19 protein-coding genes are annotated in these 17,207 nt (G+C 70.5%); 10 read left to right on the forward strand and 9 right to left on the reverse strand.

The features are described 5' to 3' along the window. Positions 1-38: 38 nt before the first annotated feature. Together ABZ267_RS00980 and ABZ267_RS00985 are read right to left on the reverse strand one after the other, a co-directional pair. Positions 39-635 (reverse strand): TetR family transcriptional regulator, encoded by a 597-nt coding sequence (locus ABZ267_RS00980; protein WP_356747204.1) that lies wholly within the window; start codon positions 633-635, stop codon positions 39-41. Between the two features lie 120 nt (positions 636-755). After that, positions 756-2,510, reverse strand: coding sequence for a biotin carboxylase N-terminal domain-containing protein (locus tag ABZ267_RS00985; protein WP_356747202.1), 1,755 nt, complete (start codon positions 2,508-2,510; stop codon positions 756-758). 354 nt (positions 2,511-2,864) lie between these two features. On the opposite strand from ABZ267_RS00985, the gene ABZ267_RS00990 reads away from it, so the two are divergent. Then, the gene (locus ABZ267_RS00990; protein ID WP_356747267.1) at positions 2,865-3,302 is read left to right on the forward strand and encodes a hypothetical protein; all 438 of its coding nucleotides are present in this window, start codon (positions 2,865-2,867) and stop codon (positions 3,300-3,302) included. Between the two features lie 21 nt (positions 3,303-3,323). Here ABZ267_RS00990 and ABZ267_RS00995 read toward each other — a convergent pair whose 3' ends face one another. From ABZ267_RS00995 to ABZ267_RS01010, 4 genes are all read right to left on the reverse strand, one after another. After that, positions 3,324-3,935 carry a nucleoside triphosphate pyrophosphatase gene (locus ABZ267_RS00995; protein WP_356747200.1) on the reverse strand — a complete coding sequence of 204 codons (612 nt, stop codon included), beginning with the start codon at positions 3,933-3,935 and terminating at the stop codon, positions 3,324-3,326. 39 nt (positions 3,936-3,974) lie between these two features. Next, positions 3,975-4,103 carry a hypothetical protein gene (locus ABZ267_RS01000; protein ID WP_356747198.1) on the reverse strand — a complete coding sequence of 43 codons (129 nt, stop codon included), beginning with the start codon at positions 4,101-4,103 and terminating at the stop codon, positions 3,975-3,977. Positions 4,104-4,180: 77 nt separating this feature from the next. Continuing rightward, entirely contained in the window at positions 4,181-4,387 is a 207-nt protein-coding gene (locus ABZ267_RS01005; protein WP_015610948.1) for an acyl-CoA carboxylase epsilon subunit, read from the reverse strand. A gap of 30 nt (positions 4,388-4,417) precedes the next feature. After that, complete coding sequence (locus tag ABZ267_RS01010; protein WP_356747195.1) at positions 4,418-5,998, reverse strand: acyl-CoA carboxylase subunit beta; 1,581 nt, start codon at positions 5,996-5,998, stop codon at positions 4,418-4,420. Positions 5,999-6,231: 233 nt separating this feature from the next. Here ABZ267_RS01010 and ABZ267_RS01015 point away from each other — a divergent pair, with 233 nt between their 5' ends. From ABZ267_RS01015 to hutH, 5 genes are all read left to right on the forward strand, one after another. Beyond that, positions 6,232-7,104 carry a biotin--[acetyl-CoA-carboxylase] ligase gene (locus ABZ267_RS01015; RefSeq protein ID WP_356747193.1) on the forward strand — a complete coding sequence of 291 codons (873 nt, stop codon included), beginning with the start codon at positions 6,232-6,234 and terminating at the stop codon, positions 7,102-7,104. A 226-nt stretch (positions 7,105-7,330) separates the two neighbouring features. After that, positions 7,331-8,530, forward strand: a complete 1,200-nt coding sequence (locus tag ABZ267_RS01020) for an adenylate/guanylate cyclase domain-containing protein (protein ID WP_356747191.1) — start codon at positions 7,331-7,333, stop codon at positions 8,528-8,530. 127 nt (positions 8,531-8,657) lie between these two features. Then, positions 8,658-9,470, forward strand: a complete 813-nt coding sequence (locus ABZ267_RS01025; RefSeq protein WP_356747189.1) for an enoyl-CoA hydratase-related protein — start codon at positions 8,658-8,660, stop codon at positions 9,468-9,470. A gap of 90 nt (positions 9,471-9,560) precedes the next feature. Continuing rightward, complete coding sequence (locus ABZ267_RS01030; protein ID WP_356747187.1) at positions 9,561-10,715, forward strand: diguanylate cyclase; 1,155 nt, start codon at positions 9,561-9,563, stop codon at positions 10,713-10,715. 76 nt (positions 10,716-10,791) lie between these two features. Next, positions 10,792-12,351 carry a histidine ammonia-lyase gene (gene hutH / locus ABZ267_RS01035; RefSeq protein ID WP_356747185.1) on the forward strand — a complete coding sequence of 520 codons (1,560 nt, stop codon included), beginning with the start codon at positions 10,792-10,794 and terminating at the stop codon, positions 12,349-12,351. A gap of 105 nt (positions 12,352-12,456) precedes the next feature. On the opposite strand, the gene ABZ267_RS01040 is transcribed toward hutH, so the two are convergent. Further along, entirely contained in the window at positions 12,457-12,741 is a 285-nt protein-coding gene (locus tag ABZ267_RS01040; RefSeq protein WP_356747183.1) for a hypothetical protein, read from the reverse strand. A 153-nt stretch (positions 12,742-12,894) separates the two neighbouring features. On the opposite strand from ABZ267_RS01040, the gene ABZ267_RS01045 reads away from it, so the two are divergent. Together ABZ267_RS01045 and ABZ267_RS01050 are read left to right on the forward strand one after the other, a co-directional pair. Beyond that, on the forward strand, positions 12,895-13,299 hold the full coding sequence (locus ABZ267_RS01045) for a hypothetical protein (RefSeq protein WP_356747265.1): 405 nt from the start codon (positions 12,895-12,897) through the stop codon (positions 13,297-13,299). Between the two features lie 236 nt (positions 13,300-13,535). After that, positions 13,536-14,804 carry an Ig-like domain-containing protein gene (locus ABZ267_RS01050; protein WP_356747181.1) on the forward strand — a complete coding sequence of 423 codons (1,269 nt, stop codon included), beginning with the start codon at positions 13,536-13,538 and terminating at the stop codon, positions 14,802-14,804. Between the two features lie 97 nt (positions 14,805-14,901). Here ABZ267_RS01050 and ABZ267_RS01055 read toward each other — a convergent pair whose 3' ends face one another. Together ABZ267_RS01055 and ABZ267_RS01060 are read right to left on the reverse strand one after the other, a co-directional pair. Further along, positions 14,902-15,471 (reverse strand): ATP-binding protein, encoded by a 570-nt coding sequence (locus ABZ267_RS01055; protein WP_356747179.1) that lies wholly within the window; start codon positions 15,469-15,471, stop codon positions 14,902-14,904. Then, complete coding sequence (locus tag ABZ267_RS01060; protein WP_356747177.1) at positions 15,468-15,788, reverse strand: recombinase family protein; 321 nt, start codon at positions 15,786-15,788, stop codon at positions 15,468-15,470. The genes ABZ267_RS01055 and ABZ267_RS01060 overlap by 4 nt, the downstream gene beginning before the upstream one ends. Positions 15,789-16,005: 217 nt before the next feature. Here ABZ267_RS01060 and ABZ267_RS01065 point away from each other — a divergent pair, with 217 nt between their 5' ends. Then, positions 16,006-16,890 carry a helix-turn-helix transcriptional regulator gene (locus ABZ267_RS01065; RefSeq protein WP_356747175.1) on the forward strand — a complete coding sequence of 295 codons (885 nt, stop codon included), beginning with the start codon at positions 16,006-16,008 and terminating at the stop codon, positions 16,888-16,890. Next, positions 16,887-17,099: a DUF397 domain-containing protein gene (locus tag ABZ267_RS01070; protein ID WP_356747173.1), complete on the forward strand. Its 213-nt coding sequence runs from the start codon at positions 16,887-16,889 to the stop codon at positions 17,097-17,099. The genes ABZ267_RS01065 and ABZ267_RS01070 overlap by 4 nt, the downstream gene beginning before the upstream one ends. Positions 17,100-17,207 lie beyond the last annotated feature (108 nt).

The following is a 17,207-nucleotide window of genomic DNA, read 5'->3' on the forward strand; positions in this document are numbered from 1 at the left end:
GCCTGGGGCGGAGCCCCGAAAACCCCTCAGGACGGGCCCTACTTCAACCCCCGCAACGTCAGCCGCAGCAACCGCCCCGCCAGCTCCGGATCCCCCGGCGAATGCTCAGCGGCCAGCGCAATCGCATTGGTCAGCTGCAACAGATCATCGATCGACACATCCGCCCGCACCGCCCCACTCTCCTGCGCCCGTCGCAACAGCCCCGCCCCCGCCTCACGCAACGGCAGATGGCACGGAGCGAGCGCCGAAGTCTCGTCCTGCGAGGCCGACATGAGCGCACGTGACAGCCCGCGGTACTCGCCCGCGTGAGCGACGATCGCGCCCAGCCAGTCCACCAGCGCCCGGCACGGCGCCTCCGCGCCCGCCAGCTCCCGGGAGCGGTCCAGGAGCGAGCGCAGGGCGTCCTGGAAGACCGCGTTCATCAGCGCGTGCCGGTGGGGGAAGTGGCGGTAGAGGGTGCCGATGCCCACGCCCGCCTGCCGGGCGATGTCCTCCAGTGAGGCATCCGTGCCGTGCTCGGCGAAGGCCGTACGGGCCACGCCGACGAGGCGTTCGTGGTTCCGGCGGGCGTCCGCGCGCATCGGCCGCTCCGGCGCCCGTGCCGTGCCCGGCTCCATCGAGATCGGCCCTGCCATGGCTCCCGCCCTCCCTCGGTCCGCGCACCTCTCGTGGGGTCCAGGATGCCACTGCACGCGGAGGGGCCCGGCCCGCGTCCTGACGGACGCCGGCCGGGCCCCTCCGTACGAACTGAGCCGTCAGTCCTTGATCTCACAGATCAGGGCGCCGGAGGAGACGGACCCGCCGACCTCCGCTGTGAGGCCCTTGACCGTGCCGGAGCGGTGCGCGTTCAGCGGCTGCTCCATCTTCATGGCTTCCAGGACGACGACGAGGTCGCCTTCCTTGACCTCCTGGCCCTCCTCGACCGCGACCTTGACGATCGTGCCCTGCATCGGCGAGGCGAGGGAGTCGCCGGAGGCGGCCGAACCGGCCTTCTTCGCCGCGCGGCGCTTCGGCTTGGCACCGGCCGCGAGGCCCGTACGGGCCAGGCTCATGCCCAGCGAGGACGGCAGCGAGACCTCCAGGCGCTTGCCGCCGACCTCGACGACGACGGTCTCGCGACCGGCCTCGTCCTCCTCGTCCGCACCGACAGGCGCGGCGAACGGCTTGATCTCGTTGACGAATTCCGTCTCGATCCAGCGGGTGTGGACGGTGAAGGGGTTCGCGGTGAAGGCGGGGTCGGTGACGACGGCGCGGTGGAAGGGGATGGCGGTGGCCATGCCCTCGACCTGGAACTCCGCCAGCGCACGCGCGGCCCGCTGCAGCGCCTGCTCACGCGATGCGCCGGTGATGATCAGCTTGGCCAGCAACGAGTCCCACGCCGGCCCGATGACGGACCCGGACTCGACGCCGGCGTCCAGGCGGACACCGGGACCGGTCGGCGGCGCGAACGTGGTCACCGTGCCGGGGGCCGGGAGGAAGCCGCGGCCGGGGTCCTCGCCGTTGATGCGGAACTCGAAGGAGTGGCCGCGCACGGCCGGGTCGCCGTAGCCGAGCTCCTCGCCATCCGCGATGCGGAACATTTCGCGTACGAGGTCGATGCCGGTGACCTCTTCGGTGACCGGGTGTTCGACCTGGAGGCGGGTGTTGACCTCCAGGAACGAGATCGTGCCGTCGGCTCCGACGAGGAACTCGACCGTGCCGGCGCCGACGTAGCCGGCTTCCTTGAGGATCGCCTTGGACGCCGCGTACAGCTCCGCGTTCTGCTCCGGAGACAGGAACGGGGCCGGGGCCTCCTCCACCAGCTTCTGGTGGCGGCGCTGGAGCGAGCAGTCACGCGTCGAGACGACGACCACGTTGCCGTGGGTGTCGGCCAGGCACTGCGTCTCCACGTGGCGCGGCTTGTCGAGGTAGCGCTCGACGAAGCACTCACCGCGGCCGAAGGCGGCGACGGCCTCGCGGACGGCGGAGTCGTACAGCTCCGGGATCTCCTCCAGGGTGCGGGCGACCTTCAGCCCGCGCCCGCCGCCACCGAAGGCGGCCTTGATCGCGATCGGGAGCCCGTTGGCCTGCGCGAAGGCGACGACCTCGTCGGAACCGGCCACCGGGTCCGGCGTACCGGCGACCAGAGGCGCACCGGCGCGCTGCGCGATATGCCGTGCGGCGACCTTGTCACCGAGGTCCCGGATCGCCTGCGGCGGCGGACCGATCCACGTCAGACCGGCATCCAGCACCGCCTGCGCGAACTCGGCGTTCTCCGACAGGAACCCGTAACCCGGGTGGATCGCGTCCGCCCCGGAGTCCGCGGCGGCCTGCAGCACCTTGGCCATGTCCAGATAGCTGGCGGCCGGGGTGTCACCGCCCAACGCGAACGCCTCGTCGGCGGCCCGGACGTGCAACGCGTCCCGGTCCGGATCGGCGTAGACCGCCACGCTCGCGATCCCCGCATCCCGGCACGCCCGAGCAACGCGGACAGCGATTTCGCCACGGTTGGCGATGAGCACCTTGCGCACGATGACTCCCTCCTGGAAACAAGCTGAGTTTAGGGACTACCGACACGGCGCTACGACCCGTCCCCAATGGTGAGCTTGCCCACACGGAGTGTGATTCGAGGCTTGCCCCAGTAGTGAAATCCCTTGTGGCACCACGGTACGCCGGGTTCTACAACCGCACAGTAATCATCCGGTGTGGTGCAGGTCTCTGTCTGAGAGGTCAACGCCTCACGGCGTTTCTTTGTGGAGTCCCTACGAACGGCCGACAGATTCTTTGCCGGACGTGCGGAACGGTCCGACCCCTTGTCCGGAGGAATACCGGTGAGTAGGGTCCGCCCCACGCACGTACCGCATGTAACAGGGGGTGGCGCCTTGCTGCGCAGAACGGTGGCGATCGTGACCGCGCTCGTGCTGTTCGGGGAGGCGGTGGGCATCTTCGTGATCAACGCCGTCCTCGCCACGGTCACCGAGAACCAGAACATGTCGCTGGCCGGGATGGACCCGAAAGCCATGACCGCCGGCACCTGGGTGCTGGGCGGGGTCTTGGCCGTGCTGCTGATCGGGTGCGGGCTGATCGCGCTGCCGGCCGGGGTCCGGGACCGGGCGCCGGGGCGGTTCGGGCGGATCACGCTGATCGGCTGCGCGGTGGTGCACGGCGTGCTCGGCGCGGTGACCGTGGGACTGGTCGGGTGGGCCGCGTTCGCCTTCATGACGATGGTGCTGGCCCTGCTGGTCTTCACCCTGCTCGCGTACGGGCCGGAGGGCCGCGGCGAGGACCGCGTGAGCGACGAGGCGGCCCCGGCGGCGGCCTGAGCCGCTGCCAGGAAGCCCGTCTCAGGCCCACAACTCCGTGACCGAGATGTCCAGTTCGCCGAGCAGGCGGCGCAGCAGCGGCAGCGAGAGGCCGATCACGTTGCCGTGGTCGCCCTCGATGGAGTCGACGAACGGTGCCGAGCGGCCGTCCAGCGTGAAGGCTCCGGCCACGTGCAGCGGCTCGCCGGACGCGACGTACGCGGCGACCTCGGCGTCGGTCGGCTCGCCGAACCGTACGACGGTGGACGCCGTCGCCGAGGCCGTACGGCCTGACGCGGTGTCGATCACGCTGTGGCCGGTCTGCAGGATGCCGGACCGGCCGCGCATCGCCTTCCAGCGGGCCGTGGCCTCCTCGGCGTCGGCCGGCTTGCCGAGCGCCTCGCCGTCCAGCTCCAGGACCGAGTCGCAGCCGATCACCAGCGCGCCCGTCGCCTCCGGCCGCTCCGCGACCGCCGCCGCCTTGGCCCGGGCCAGCACCAGGGCCAGCTCGGCGGGGGTCGGAGCGGACAGCGCGTCCTCGTCGACCCCGCTGACGATCACCTCCGGGGCGAAACCAGCCTGGCGCAGCAGGCCGAGGCGGGCGGGGGAGGCGGAGGCGAGGACGAGGCGGCGCTGATCAGTCATACCGGCCATCGTAGAAGGAGCCGAAGCTCCGGGAGGCCCCGCCGGGTCTCAGCGGGTGCCGAGCACGAACATCGCGACCAGCATCGCCAGCGCGAGCAGAAGACCCGCGCGGCGCATCATGTCCTGGGCGTCGCGCAGTTCCTTCGGCGGCTTGTTCTCGGGGTCGGACCACAGCATGCTTCCGATCCTGCCCGCGATGGGCGCCGATGCGCCTGAGTACGGGTACTCAAGCGCACCGGCGCCCACCGTCCGGCTCAGGCCGGCCAGTACGTCCGGGCCCAGGCCCGCGGGCCCGGCTGCGGGCGGCCCGTACGGGCGATGCGGCCCGGGTCGGACCACTGCTCGGGCGGGACGGGCGCGCCGGACGACACGGCGGCGCTCGCCGCGGCGCGGGCCTGGACCACCGCCAGGGCGGCGGCCAGCTCCTCGGGGGTCGGGTTGCCCCGTACGACCCTGATCATGGGCAGACCTCTCTGTGGGAGGGCGGGCGGCTACAGCGGGATGTTGCCGTGCTTCTTCGGAGGCAGTGATTCCCGCTTCGTACGGAGCTGACGCAGCCCCTTCACGATGTGCGCCCGGGTCTCGGACGGCAGGATCACCGCGTCGACGTAGCCGCGCTCGGCCGCCACGTACGGGTTGAGCAGCGCGTCCTCGTACGCCGTCATCAGCTCGGCGCGCGTCGCGTCCGGGTCCTCGGCGGCGGCGATGGTGCGGCGGTGCAGGATGTTCACCGCGCCCTGCGCGCCCATGACGGCGATCTGCGCGGTCGGCCAGGCCACGTTCAGGTCGGCGCCCAGGTGCTTGGAGCCCATCACGTCGTACGCGCCGCCGAACGCCTTGCGCGTGATGACGGTGATCAGCGGGACCGTCGCCTCCGCGTAGGCGTAGATCAGCTTGGCGCCGCGCCGGATGATGCCGCCGTACTCCTGGTCCACGCCCGGCAGGAAGCCCGGCACGTCCACGAAGGTGAGGACCGGCACGTTGAACGCGTCGCAGGTCCGGACGAAGCGGGCCGCCTTCTCGCTCGCGTCGATGTCCAGGCAACCGGCGAACTGCATCGGCTGGTTGGCGACGATCCCGACCGGATGGCCCTCCACCCGCCCGAAACCGGTGATGATGTTCGGCGCGAACAGGGCCTGGGTCTCCAGGAATTCGGCGTCGTCCAGGACGTGTTCGATCGCGGTGTGCATGTCGTACGGCTGGTTCGCCGAGTCCGGGATCAGCGTGTCCAGCTCGCGGTCCTCGTCCGTGGTGGCGAGGTCCGCCTCCTCCGGGAAGGCCGGGGCCTCGGAGAGGTTGTTCAAAGGCAGGTAGGAGAGCAGCGACTTGACGTACTCGATGGCGTCCTTCTCGTCGCCCGCCATGTGGTGCGCCACGCCGGAGGTGGTGTTGTGCGTACGGGCTCCGCCGAGCTCCTCGAAGCCGACGTCCTCACCGGTGACCGTCTTGATGACGTCGGGTCCGGTGATGAACATGTGCGAGGTCTGGTCGACCATCACCGTGAAGTCGGTGATCGCCGGCGAGTAGACCGCGCCGCCCGCGCACGGGCCGACGATCAGCGAGATCTGCGGGATCACGCCGGAGGCGTGCACGTTACGGCGGAAGATCTCGGCGAACAGGCCGAGCGCCGCCACACCTTCCTGGATGCGCGCGCCGCCGCCGTCGTTGATGCCGATGACCGGACAGCCGGTCTTCAGCGCGAAGTCCATGACCTTGACAATCTTCTCGCCGTAGACCTCGCCGAGCGATCCGCCGAAGATGGTGAAGTCCTGCGAGTACACGCAGACCGGACGGCCGTCGACCGTGCCGTAGCCGGTGACGACTCCGTCGCCGTACGGGCGGTTCTTCTCGATGCCGAAGTTGGTGGAGCGGTGCCGGGCGAACTCGTCGAGCTCCACGAAGGAGCCCTCGTCGAGGAGGAGGTCGACCCGCTCACGGGCCGTCAGCTTGCCCTTGGCGTGCTGCTTCTCGACCGCGCGGGCCGAACCCGCGTGCGTCGCTTCGTCAATGCGGCGCCTCAGGTCCGCGAGCTTGCCCGCGGTGGTGTGGATGTCGCTCTGCGGCTCGGACATCGGGGGGCGGCTCCCTGCCTGGTCACGGGGACGACGACCGGTGAACGGTCACGGGGGGACGGGCGGTCGTCTGTCCGGCTCTGCGGCTACTGGCTCGTAACTTGTGGTTGCGCAACGCTGATACGTAACGGGTCAGGCAACTCTGGTCCGTCACTCCTCGGCTACTGACTCGTAGCGTATCGGCGCGTCTGCGGAAAGGCAGTGCGTCCTTTGCCACACCTAGGGTGGCTTGCATGACACCACCGGATGCGCCACACAATCGCTGGTCGGACCTGGACCGGCCGCCTCTGAACGTGACCGCCCTGCGCCGCGGGCTGCTGCGGCCGGAGTCGCTCTGGAGCGAGCTGGAGGTCGTGGAGACCACCGGATCGACCAACTCCGACCTCGCCGGACGGGCCCGCTCCGGCGGTCTGGCCGAAGGCACGGTCCTGGTCGCCGAGGAGCAGACCGCCGGTCGTGGCCGGCTGGAGCGGAGCTGGACCGCGCCGCCGCGTTCCGGGCTGTTCTTCTCGGTCTACCTGGAGCCCGACGAGGAGGTGCCGGTGGAGCGGTGGGGCTGGGTGCCGCTGCTCGCCGGAGTGGCGGCCGCGACCGGCCTCGCCAAGTCGGCGGGCGTCGACACGGCACTCAAGTGGCCCAACGACCTGCTGGTCACGGTGGACAGCGAAGAGCGCAAGGCCGGCGGCATCCTCGGCGAGTTCGCCGGGGACGGCATCGTGGTCGGCCTCGGCATCAACGTCTCGCTCCGCGCCGACGAACTGCCCGCACCCACCGCCGGTTCCCTGGCGCTCGCCGGAGCCGTCTCCACCGACCGCGAGACCTTGCTGCGGTCCGTGCTGCGCTCGCTGGAGCACTGGTACGGCGAGTGGAAGGCGGCCGGCGGCGACGCGGCGGCGAGCGGGCTCCAGGCGGCGTACGCGGCCGGGTGCGCGACCCTGGACCGGACCGTACGGGCCGAGCTGCCGGGCGGAAACTCCCTGGTCGGACAGGCCGTCGCGATCGACGGCGACGGGCGTCTTGTGCTCTCCACCGACGACGGGCTCCAGCAGCCGGTGTCGGCCGGGGACATCGTGCACCTGCGGGGCGCGGCGGGCGGGCTGACCTGAGAGCCGGCGGCGAGGGCCCGGCGTACGCCGGATCCACCCGATGGCCGTACCGGTGGATACCGCGTAACCGGTAGATGTCACGCGCGACGCACCCGTATCGGGCAACCAAGGACGTGAGCTAGGGCACACCTGCCGTATTGTTGAGGCGATCCAGCGACAGATCACTGTTGGGGCGATCAGCGACAGATCGGCAGGCAGTGCGCAGGGAACGGGCAGGAGGCGGCTGGTGACCGTCGGCGACACGACGTCCGGCGCGGGCGAGGAGCCCTCGTCGGACTCCTCGGTCCATGCCACCCCGCATCACGAGGTCGACCACACGGCCGAGCCGACCGACGACCCGCTCGCGATCCGCCTCGAAGCCCTGATCCTCGGCGCGGACCGCCGCTACACGCCGTTTCAGGCCGCCCGTACCGCCGGCGTCTCCATGGACCTCGCCTCGCGTTTCTGGCGGGCCATGGGCTTCGCCGACATCGGCCAGGCCAAGGCGCTCACCGAGGCCGACGTGCTGGCCCTGCGCCGGCTCGCCGGTCTGGTGGAGGCCGGGCTGCTCAGCGAGCCGATGGCGATCCAGGTGGCCCGTTCGACCGGGCAGACCACGGCCCGGCTGGCGGAGTGGCAGATCGACTCGTTCCTGGAAGGGCTCACGGAGCCGCCCGAGCCGGGAATGACCCGGACGGAAGTCACGTATCCGCTGGTCGAGCTGTTGCTGCCGGAGCTCCAGGAGTTCCTCGTCTACGTGTGGCGGCGCCAGTTGGCCGCCGCGACCGGCCGGGTCGTGCAGGCGGCGGACGACGACGAGATGGTCGACCGGCGCCTGGCCGTCGGCTTCGCGGACCTGGTCGGCTTCACCCGGCTGACCCGGCGGCTGGAGGAGGAGGAGCTCGGCGAGCTGGTCGAGTCCTTCGAGACGACCGCCGCCGACCTGGTCGCCGCGCACGGCGGCCGGCTCATCAAGACCCTCGGCGACGAGGTGCTCTTCGCCGCCGACGACGCGGGCACGGCGTCCGAGATAGCGCTCCGGCTGATCGAGGCCATGTCCCAGGACGAGGCGATGCCCGCGCTGCGCGTCGGGATCGCCTTCGGCACGGTCACCACCCGCATGGGCGATGTGTTCGGCACCACGGTGAACCTGGCCAGCCGGCTCACCTCGATAGCTCCGAAGGACGCCGTCCTGGTGGACGGGGCGTTCGCCAAGGAGCTGGTCCGGCACGGTGACGCACCGGAGTCGGAGGCCCAGGCCGCCGAGGAGGTCGCGGCCGCCGCCGAGCGGGCGCGGCTGGCCGAGAAGGAGGGCCGCGAGGTGGCCGAGGAGCCGCCGCTGCCGACGTACCGCTTCGGACTCCAGCCGATGTGGCAGCGGCCGGTGCGCGGGCTCGGTGTGGTGGAGCCGTGGCTGCTGGCGCGGCGCGGCAAGACGGGTTCCTGAGCCGCACCTTATGCGGCCTCGCCCTGTCGGTTCCCGGTACGCCCTGTCTAGGATCCCTGTCGATAACGCGCGTTAACAACGCCCGTTGACCGGCGTTCACCGGCAGTCGACCGACAGGGGTGCAGTCATGACCGTCACGTCCGAGCAGCGGTTCGGGGAGTTCGTCGCCGTACGGCGGCACGCGGGCCAGGAGCATGTGGCCGAGCTGGTCCTCGACCGGCCGAAGGCGATGAACGCCGTCTCCACCGACATGGCCCGCTCCGTCGCCGCCGCCTGCGAGGCGCTCGGCGCCGACCGGGACGTCCGCGTCACCGTCCTCACCTCCAGCCACGAGCGGGCCTTCTGCGTGGGCGCCGACCTCAAGGAGCGGAACTTCTTCACCGACGCCGAGCTGGTACGGCAGCGGCCCACCGCCCGCGCCGCCTACACCGGCGTCCTGGAGCTGCCGATGCCGACCATCGCCGCCGTGCACGGCTTCGCCCTCGGCGGCGGCTTCGAGCTGGCTCTCGCCTGCGATGTGATCGTCGCCGACGCCACCGCCGTGGTCGGGCTGCCCGAGGTGTCGGTGGGCGTCATTCCGGGCGGCGGCGGTACGCAGCTGCTGCCGCGCCGGGTCGGTGCGGCCCGCGCCGCCGAGCTGGTCTTCACCGCGCGCCGGGTGGAGGCGGCCGAGGCGCGGGAGCTGGGCCTGGTGGACGAGCTGGTGGCGGCGGGCCGGGACCGGGAGGAGGCGCTCGCGCTCGGCGCCCGGATGGCCGCCAACTCGCCGGTCGGGCTGCGGGCGGCCAAGAAGGCACTCCGGCTCGGGCACGGGCTCGACCTGCGGGCGGGCCTGGAGGTGGAGGACGCGGCCTGGCGGTCGGTGGCCTTCTCCGGCGACCGGGCTGAGGGCGTGGCCGCCTTCAACGAGAAGCGGAGCCCGCAGTGGCCGGGTGAGTGACCTACCCCGCCGGAGCACTGCCGTATGACGCCGAAAATTAGTTGCGCATCAAACTGATCAAAAGGGGACAAATCTACATAAGCTGGATAAATGGGTGAAGACGATGCTCGGCTGCGGGCCGTGGTTTCGCTGGCGCAGACGATGGCCGCGGCCTACACGCCGCGCGAATCGTGGCGGGCGGCCGCGCTGGGGGCCTGCGAGGCGCTGGGCGGCAGCTTCGCCGCACTCTCGGTGTGGGAGCGGGACCGCGGCAGGCTGCGGGTCCTGGTCAACGCGGGCCGGCGGGCCGACGGGGAGGAGGAGTTCCCGGAGGAGGAGGCCTACCCGGTCCACGAGTTCCCGGAGATCACCGAGTTCCTGCACGAGCGCTGGGCCGGCGGCGGTGAGCCCGACGCCTGGGTGGAGACCGCCGACGGCCTGCCGGGCGCGGGCGGCCCGGCGCGCGGCGCGCGCCCGTACTGCCACCAGCGCGTGGCGGCGCTGCGGCGGCGCGGCCGGGGCTGCTGCGTGGTCGCGCCGATCGTGCTGCACGGGCGGGCCTGGGGCGAGCTGTATGTGGCGCGGCAGGCCGGGAAGCCGGTGTTCGACCGGGACGACGCCAACTTCGCCACCGTGCTCGCCGCCGTCGTCGCCTCCGGGATCGCTCAGACCGAACGGCTGGAGGAGGTCCGCAAACTGGCCTTCACCGACCCGCTGACCGGCCTCGCCAACCGCCGGGCCGTCGACATCCGGCTCGACGAGGCGATCGAGGCGCACCGCACGGCCGGGGTCGTCGTCAGCCTCGTCGTCTGCGATCTCAACGGCCTCAAAGCGGTGAACGACACCCACGGCCACGCGGTCGGTGACCGTCTGCTGGAACGTTTCGGCTCGGTGCTCTCGCTCTGCGGCGCGATACTCCCGGACGCGCTGGCGGCCCGGCTCGGCGGCGACGAGTTCTGCCTGGTGGCCGACGGTCCTCCGGCGGACGACGTGGTCGGTGTGGCCACCGAGCTCTGCGACCGGGCGGCGGTGATCGAGCTCGGCAACGGGGTCGCCTGCGGGGTCGCGTCGACCGGTGATCCGATCGGCCCGGTGCGCTCGGCCCGCCGGCTGTTCCGGCTGGCGGACGCGGCCCAGTACCGGGCCAAGGCCGCTCGCTCGCTGCGGCCGGTGGTGGCCGGGCGGGACGGCGAGGTCATCCGGCTCGCGGACTCGCCGCCGAAGTCGGCGCACGACCGCCGCAGGCTGCGCGGCAACCGGCCGTGAGCGTGTGCGGCCAGGTAAGGGGTCCAGTGGCCAACCACTAGTGACATAGCGGGTTTCAATCCGTACGCTGCTGAATATGGATATGCACACTGTCGTGGTGGGGACGTCCGGAACCACCGCCGAGGACGTCATCGCCGTGGCCCGCCACGGCGCCCGGGTGGAGCTCTCCACCGCCGCCGTGGACGCGCTGGCCGCCTCCCGCCTCATCGTGGACGCGCTGGCCGCCAAGCCCGAGCCGGTCTACGGCGTCTCCACCGGCTTCGGCGCTCTCGCCAGCCGCCACATCAGCACCGAACTGCGCGCGCAGCTCCAGCGCAACATCGTCCGCTCGCACGCGGCGGGCATGGGGCCTCGTGTGGAGCGCGAGGTCGTGCGCGCGCTGATGTTCCTCCGGCTCAAGACGGTCGCCTCCGGCCACACCGGCGTACGCCCGGAGGTCGCGCAGACCATGGCGGACGTGCTGAACGCGGGCATCACGCCGGTCGTCCACGAGTACGGTTCGCTCGGCTGCTCCGGCGACCTCGCGCCGCTCTCGCACTGCGCGCTCACCCTGATGGGCGAGGGCGAGGCGGAGGGGCCCGACGGCACGGTCGGCCCGGCGGGCGAGCTGCTCGCCGCGCACGGCATCACGCCGGTCGAGCTGCGCGAGAAGGAGGGCCTGGCCCTCCTCAACGGCACCGACGGCATGCTCGGCATGCTGGTCATGGCCCTCGCCGACCTGCGTAACCTCTACACCTCCGCCGACATCACCGCCGCTCTCTCGCTGGAGGCGCTGCTCGGCACGGACAGGGTCCTCGCGCCCGAGCTGCACGCCATCCGCCCGCATCCGGGCCAGGGCGCCAGCGCGGACAACATGCTGCGGGTGCTGGCGGGATCCGGGCTGACGGGGCGGCACGCCGAGGTCACGGGCGACGCGCCGCGGGTCCAGGACGCCTACTCCGTACGCTGCGCACCTCAGGTCAACGGCGCCGGCCGCGACACGCTGGACTACGCGGCCGTGGTCGCCGGCCGCGAACTGGCCTCGTCCGTGGACAACCCGGTGGTGCTGTCCGACGGCCGGGTCGAGTCCAACGGCAACTTCCACGGCGCGCCCGTCGCGTACGTCCTGGACTTCCTCGCCATCGTCGCCGCCGACCTCGGCTCGATCTGCGAGCGCCGCACCGACCGCCTCCTCGACAAGAACCGTTCGCACGGCCTGCCGCCGTTCCTCGCGGACGACGCCGGCGTCGACTCCGGCCTGATGATCGCGCAGTACACGCAGGCCGCTCTGGTCAGCGAGATGAAGCGGCTCGCCGTCCCGGCCTCCGCCGACTCGATCCCGTCCTCCGCGATGCAGGAGGACCACGTCTCCATGGGCTGGTCCGCCGCGCGCAAGCTCCGTACCGCCGTGGACAACCTGGCGCGGATCGTCGCCGTGGAGCTGTACGCGGCGACCCGCGCGGTGGAGATCCGGGCCGCCGAGGGCCTGGTTCCGGCCGCCGCCTCACAGGCCGCCGTGGCCGCGCTGCGGGCGGCCGGCGCGCAGGGCCCGGGGCCGGACCGCTTCCTGGCGCCGGACCTGGCCGCCGCGGACACGTTCGTACGGGAAGGGCTCCTGGTGGCGGCGGTGGAGCCGGTCACGGGGCCGCTGGCCTGAGAGTCCGGGTCCGTACGCGTACGAAGGGCTGCCGCACCGGGGGGTGCGGCAGCCCTTTTCCTTTGCACGAGGTTCGCGTGTACCGGGATTTCGTGGGTACGAGGGTCAGAGTGCCGGGCGGGCCGCCGCGGCGCCGGAACGGCGTACCGAATAGGTGACGAAGCCCGCGCCGATGCCGAGCAGTGCCGTGCCGCCTATCAGGTACGGAGTGGTGTCGACACCGGGTCCGGTCTCGGCGAGTTGCGGCTCCTCGGCGGCGGGCTGAACGCTCCGGGTCGCCGGACCGGCGGAGCTTTCGACGGTCGCGTTGGCCGACGGGACGAACCAGAGAGCGGCCAACAGCGTTCCCGCGGCGGTGGCGGTCAGGAGTGTGCGGCGAGTGACGGACACAGTTTCGATCCCCTTGCGACAACCATGAGTTAGCCCCGTGGGCCGATGCTAAGCAAAGCAGCGGGTCGGAGGAAAGTCGTGGCTGCCGGGAGCCATACGCTCCGGAGTATGAGCACTGAAGAGACATCCAGGTTTGTTCGCGTTCGCGTGGAGATGGTGCTGGAGATCACCGACCTAGACGCCCTCACCGGCACCGCGCTGGAATCCATCGCCGCCGAGTACGGGGAACCGGTATCCGGTATCACGGAGAGCGACACCGCCGAGGAGCGGATGCATGCCGAGGCCACCGTCCGGGCAGACGGAGCAGAGGCCCTGGCCTCGCTGATCGACCCGTTCGACCTGGTCAGCGAGGTGCCCGGGGTCGAGCTCGCGCAGGCCTCGTGGAGCAGCGAGAGCGTCGACCACGACCCCGACGCGGAGGGCTGGGACGAGGGTGAGGACGACGAGGACGGTCCGTTCCTGGCCGGGACCGGGGACGAGGAGGAGGGGTACGGCGGCGCTGTCGCGCACAATGGGAGGGACGACGGCGAGGACGGTGACCTCGCGCAGCGGGTCTGACGTGTGAGAACACCGGCCCCGGCCCTGCTTCACCGCGGACCGGGGCCGTGCTGTGCGACGGATCCGTATCCGGGCCCGGCAGCGGGAACCACCGCTGACGCGGCCGCGTCGATGAGTGGTGTTCCCCACATCCCCGGCGGATGTGGAACGGAGCGTCCGTTCCGGGTGTTCTTGGAACATTGACGGGGAATCGCCGCCTGGCAGCCCCGTTCGGGGATTTTGGGGAATCGGCAACGATGGAGAAGCGTGTGATGACGGACAGCAAGCGGCGCAAGGGCCTCACGGCCGCGTCCGCACTGCTCGGCGGCGTGCTGGTGCTTTCGGCCTGTACCGACGACGGCGGCGACAAGAAGACGGGCGCCGCGAGTTCGGAGTCGTCACAGGCGCAGGAGGTCGACAAGGCCGCCGCCGAGGACGCGTCCGAGGCACAGATAGCGATCAAGCCGGAGAACGGCGCCACCAACGCCAGCATCAACAACGCCGCCCAGGTCACCGTCGCCAAGGGCAAGCTCACCGAGGTCGTCATGACCACGGCGGAGGGCAAGGAGGTCGAGGGCACGCTGGCGGCCGACGGCTCCAGCTGGAAGCCCGCGGGCCAGCTCGAACGCTCCACCACGTACAAGATCGACGCCACGGCGGAGGACGCGAAGGGCCGCAAGGCCCACGAGAACAGCTCCTTCACCACCGTCTCGCCCGACAACAGCTTCATCGGGAACTTCACGCCCGAGGACGGCTCCACCGTCGGCGTCGGGATGCCCGTCTCGATCAACTTCAACAAGGAGATCACGGACAAGAAGGCCGTCCAGGACGGCATCACCGTGACCTCCAGCAGCGGCCAGGAGGTCGTCGGCCACTGGTTCAACAGCCAGCGCCTGGACCTGCGCCCGGAGGACTACTGGCAGGGCGGCTCCACCGTCACGCTGAAGCTCGCGCTGGACGGCGTCGAAGGCGCGGACGGCGTCGTCGGTGTGCAGCAGAAGACCGTGACGTTCAAGATCGGCCGCAACCAGGTCTCCACCGTCGACGCGAAGACCAAGATGATGACGGTCACCCGCGACGGCAAGACGATCAAGACCATCCCGATCTCCGCGGGCGCGCCTGAGAACCCGACGTACAACGGTGAGATGGTGATCTCCGAGAAGCACAAGGAGACCCGGATGAACGGCGCCACCGTCGGCTTCACCGATGACGACGGCAAGGGCGAGTACGACATCAAGGACGTGCCGCACGCGATGCGCCTGTCCACCTCGGGCACCTTCATCCACGGCAACTACTGGGGCAAGGGCATCTTCGGCAAGGCCAACACCAGCCACGGCTGCGTGGGGCTGGCCGACGTGAAGGGCGCCAACGACCCCAGCGCGCCCGGCGCCTGGTTCTACGACAACTCCATGGTCGGCGACGTGGTCATCGTCAAGAACTCTCCGGACAAGACCATCAAGCCGGACAACGGCCTCAACGGCTGGAACATGGACTGGTCCCAGTGGAAGGCCGGCTCCGCCGTCTGACCTCCTGACCTCAGCTCCACCCCCGTCCCCAGCTGAAGGCGGCGGCACCTCGGAACGTATCCGGGGGGCTGCCGCCTTCGGCGTGTGCGGGCCTCTCCTACCACGCCGCATCCAGCCCCGCCCGGACGCGGCGGAGCAACGCGGCATCGGGCCCCGGCGGGGTGTCCGGGTGGCTCCCTTGCCGCTCGCCGCTCTGCGGCCTCTGCGGCAACGGCGGACGGGCCGCCAGCTGGGCCCACACCGCCTTTCCGCCGGTGGTGCGGTAGGAACCCCAGCGCGTTGCCAACTCCTGTACGAGGACGAGCCCGCGCCCGCCCTCGGAGTCATCGCCGACGCGCTGGAGCCGGGGCGGCTCGTCCGACACGTCCCACACCTCTACGACGACGCTGTCCGGCAAGCCGACGAGACGGACGTGGACGAGGCCGATCCGTTCCAGCTCGTCCCACGCAGGCGGCTTCGGGAGTACCCCGGTGACGGTAATGGCGTTGGTGACCAGCTCCGAGGCGACGAGTAGGACGTCGTCCTCGATGAGGGCCGCCTGCCACTTGGAGAGGGCGAGCCGCAGGAAGTGACGCGAGGCGGAGGCGGCCGACTGCGCGGCGACGAGGGAGAGTTGGTCGACGAAGCGCACGTGTCGGGTCTGGTACGGCACCTCCTGGGCGGTCATGAGCGGTCGTCAAGGCTGATGACTTCCGCGCCGCCGGTGGCGTGGAAGAGGTGCGCGAGCATGGCGTTCTGGAGCGACCGGTTCAGCGCCAACTCACGGTAGGACGGCACGACCACGTGCTTGGCCTCGGCGTGCCGGACGGCCGCCACCAACTCCGTGAACGCGGCATGCGCTCCCGGCACGTACTCGTAGAACACGGTGGCCAGGTGGAAGCCGTTCTTCTCGGCGTACGTGGAGAGGTCGTGCTGCTTCTGCTTCGCCTCCTCGTCGCTCATGTCGTCGGGCACGCGCATGTAGCCAAAGATCAGCGGGTTCATCGGCTTAGGTCCCCTCGCCTTGCCTGCGGTCACGTGGAGTGTTCGCAGCGGTCCTGTGGGTAACCGAGTGAATCACCATGAGACATCGTTATGCAAGACTACATTTCGAGTAATCAATTCGAATTACTCGAACTTTTATACGGCATTGCGGATTTGAACTCCTGACGACTACGTTTCGGGTGTAAGGCGTATTCACATTCAAGGAAGGTGGCCGCCTGTGAGTGTTGCAACGACTGGTTCGACCGTTCCTCGGCGCCAACTCGGTCGGCATCTCCGAGACTTACGCAACGCCTCGCGCCTGACGGTGCGCGCAGCCGCCAAGGAATTGGAGTGGTCGGAGCCGAAGATCTGGCGCATCGAGACCGGCCAGGTGTCGCTCCGCAGCCTTGATGTCGAGGCCATGTGCCGGACGTACGGGGCGGACCCCGAGCTGACCAAGGGCCTGATGGGCTTGGCCAAGGAGACGAAGAATCGGGGTTGGTGGCACGCCTACGGGGACGTGATCCCTGAGGGCTTCGACCTCTACATCGGGCTTGAGGAAGCTGCGGCGAGTCTGTCCTGGTACGAGGCGGAGCTGATTCCTGGCCTCTTCCAGACGCCTGACTACGCTCGCACCCTCATCAGGAGGTCAACTTCGGCAAGGAACGATGCTGAGGTGGAGCGGTTGGTTCATATTCGCATCGCGCGACAGGCGTTGCTGACGCGGGTGACGGCACCGCCCGACATCGACGTGGTGCTCAGCGAAGCCATCCTGCGGCGGCCTGTGGGCGGGAACAACGTGATGGCCGAACAGCTTGAACACCTGGTTCACTTGAACGAACTGGGCAACGTATCCATCCGCGTTGTTCCGTATGCAGCCGGTCTGCACGACGGCATCTTGTCCGGCCCGTTCGTCATCATGCGCTTCCCGGCCAACGGTGACGGTCGGAACGCGGAGCCGCCCACGGTCTACGCGGAGGGCTTCACCGGAGCGCTCTACCTCGACAAGCCCAGCGAGATCGAGCGCTACGACGGCGCGTTCGCATCCATCTCGGCCTCGGCGCTCGACCAAGCGAGCAGCCAGGTCCTTTTCAAGCAAGCAGCGAGGGAGCTGACCACATGAACAGTGCTGACCTGACAGGCGCGGTCTGGCGCAAGAGCAGCCGCAGCAATGCTGATCGGAACTGCGTCGAGGTCGCCCTCCTCGGCGATGGTCGCGTAGCCATGCGTGACAGCAAGGACCAGGGCAACGGCCCGGCTCTCGTCTTCACCTCCGGCGAGTGGGCGGCCTTTGCAGGCGGAGTCGTGGACGGCGAGTTCAGGCGGCCGTAGGGCACGCGCACCGCACGCAGGCCGCACCAGCGCCCGGCCGGGTCTCCTGGCCGGGCGCCGATGTGTCGATCGACGGACACGGACGGAGCCGTGTGCTTGGCTCGCTTC

This window comes from Streptomyces sp. NPDC006174, assembly GCF_040614075.1.
Taxonomy (GTDB): domain Bacteria; phylum Actinomycetota; class Actinomycetes; order Streptomycetales; family Streptomycetaceae; genus Streptomyces.

Coding starts and splice junctions, on each gene's coding strand:
- hutH (WP_356747185.1), top strand. CDS start 10,792: ATGGATATGCACACTGTCGTGGTGGGGACGTCCGGAACCACCGCCGAG.
- ABZ267_RS00995 (WP_356747200.1), bottom strand. CDS start 3,935: ATGGCCGGTATGACTGATCAGCGCCGCCTCGTCCTCGCCTCCGCCTCC.
- ABZ267_RS01015 (WP_356747193.1), top strand. CDS start 6,232: ATGACACCACCGGATGCGCCACACAATCGCTGGTCGGACCTGGACCGG.
- ABZ267_RS01060 (WP_356747177.1), bottom strand. CDS start 15,788: ATGAACCCGCTGATCTTTGGCTACATGCGCGTGCCCGACGACATGAGC.
- ABZ267_RS01070 (WP_356747173.1), top strand. CDS start 16,887: ATGAACAGTGCTGACCTGACAGGCGCGGTCTGGCGCAAGAGCAGCCGC.
- ABZ267_RS01055 (WP_356747179.1), bottom strand. CDS start 15,471: ATGACCGCCCAGGAGGTGCCGTACCAGACCCGACACGTGCGCTTCGTC.
- ABZ267_RS01030 (WP_356747187.1), top strand. CDS start 9,561: ATGGGTGAAGACGATGCTCGGCTGCGGGCCGTGGTTTCGCTGGCGCAG.
- ABZ267_RS01025 (WP_356747189.1), top strand. CDS start 8,658: ATGACCGTCACGTCCGAGCAGCGGTTCGGGGAGTTCGTCGCCGTACGG.
- ABZ267_RS01010 (WP_356747195.1), bottom strand. CDS start 5,998: ATGTCCGAGCCGCAGAGCGACATCCACACCACCGCGGGCAAGCTCGCG.
- ABZ267_RS01050 (WP_356747181.1), top strand. CDS start 13,536: ATGGAGAAGCGTGTGATGACGGACAGCAAGCGGCGCAAGGGCCTCACG.
- ABZ267_RS01000 (WP_356747198.1), bottom strand. CDS start 4,103: ATGCTGTGGTCCGACCCCGAGAACAAGCCGCCGAAGGAACTGCGCGAC.
- ABZ267_RS01045 (WP_356747265.1), top strand. CDS start 12,895: ATGGTGCTGGAGATCACCGACCTAGACGCCCTCACCGGCACCGCGCTG.
- ABZ267_RS01005 (WP_015610948.1), bottom strand. CDS start 4,387: ATGATCAGGGTCGTACGGGGCAACCCGACCCCCGAGGAGCTGGCCGCC.
- ABZ267_RS00980 (WP_356747204.1), bottom strand. CDS start 635: ATGGCAGGGCCGATCTCGATGGAGCCGGGCACGGCACGGGCGCCGGAG.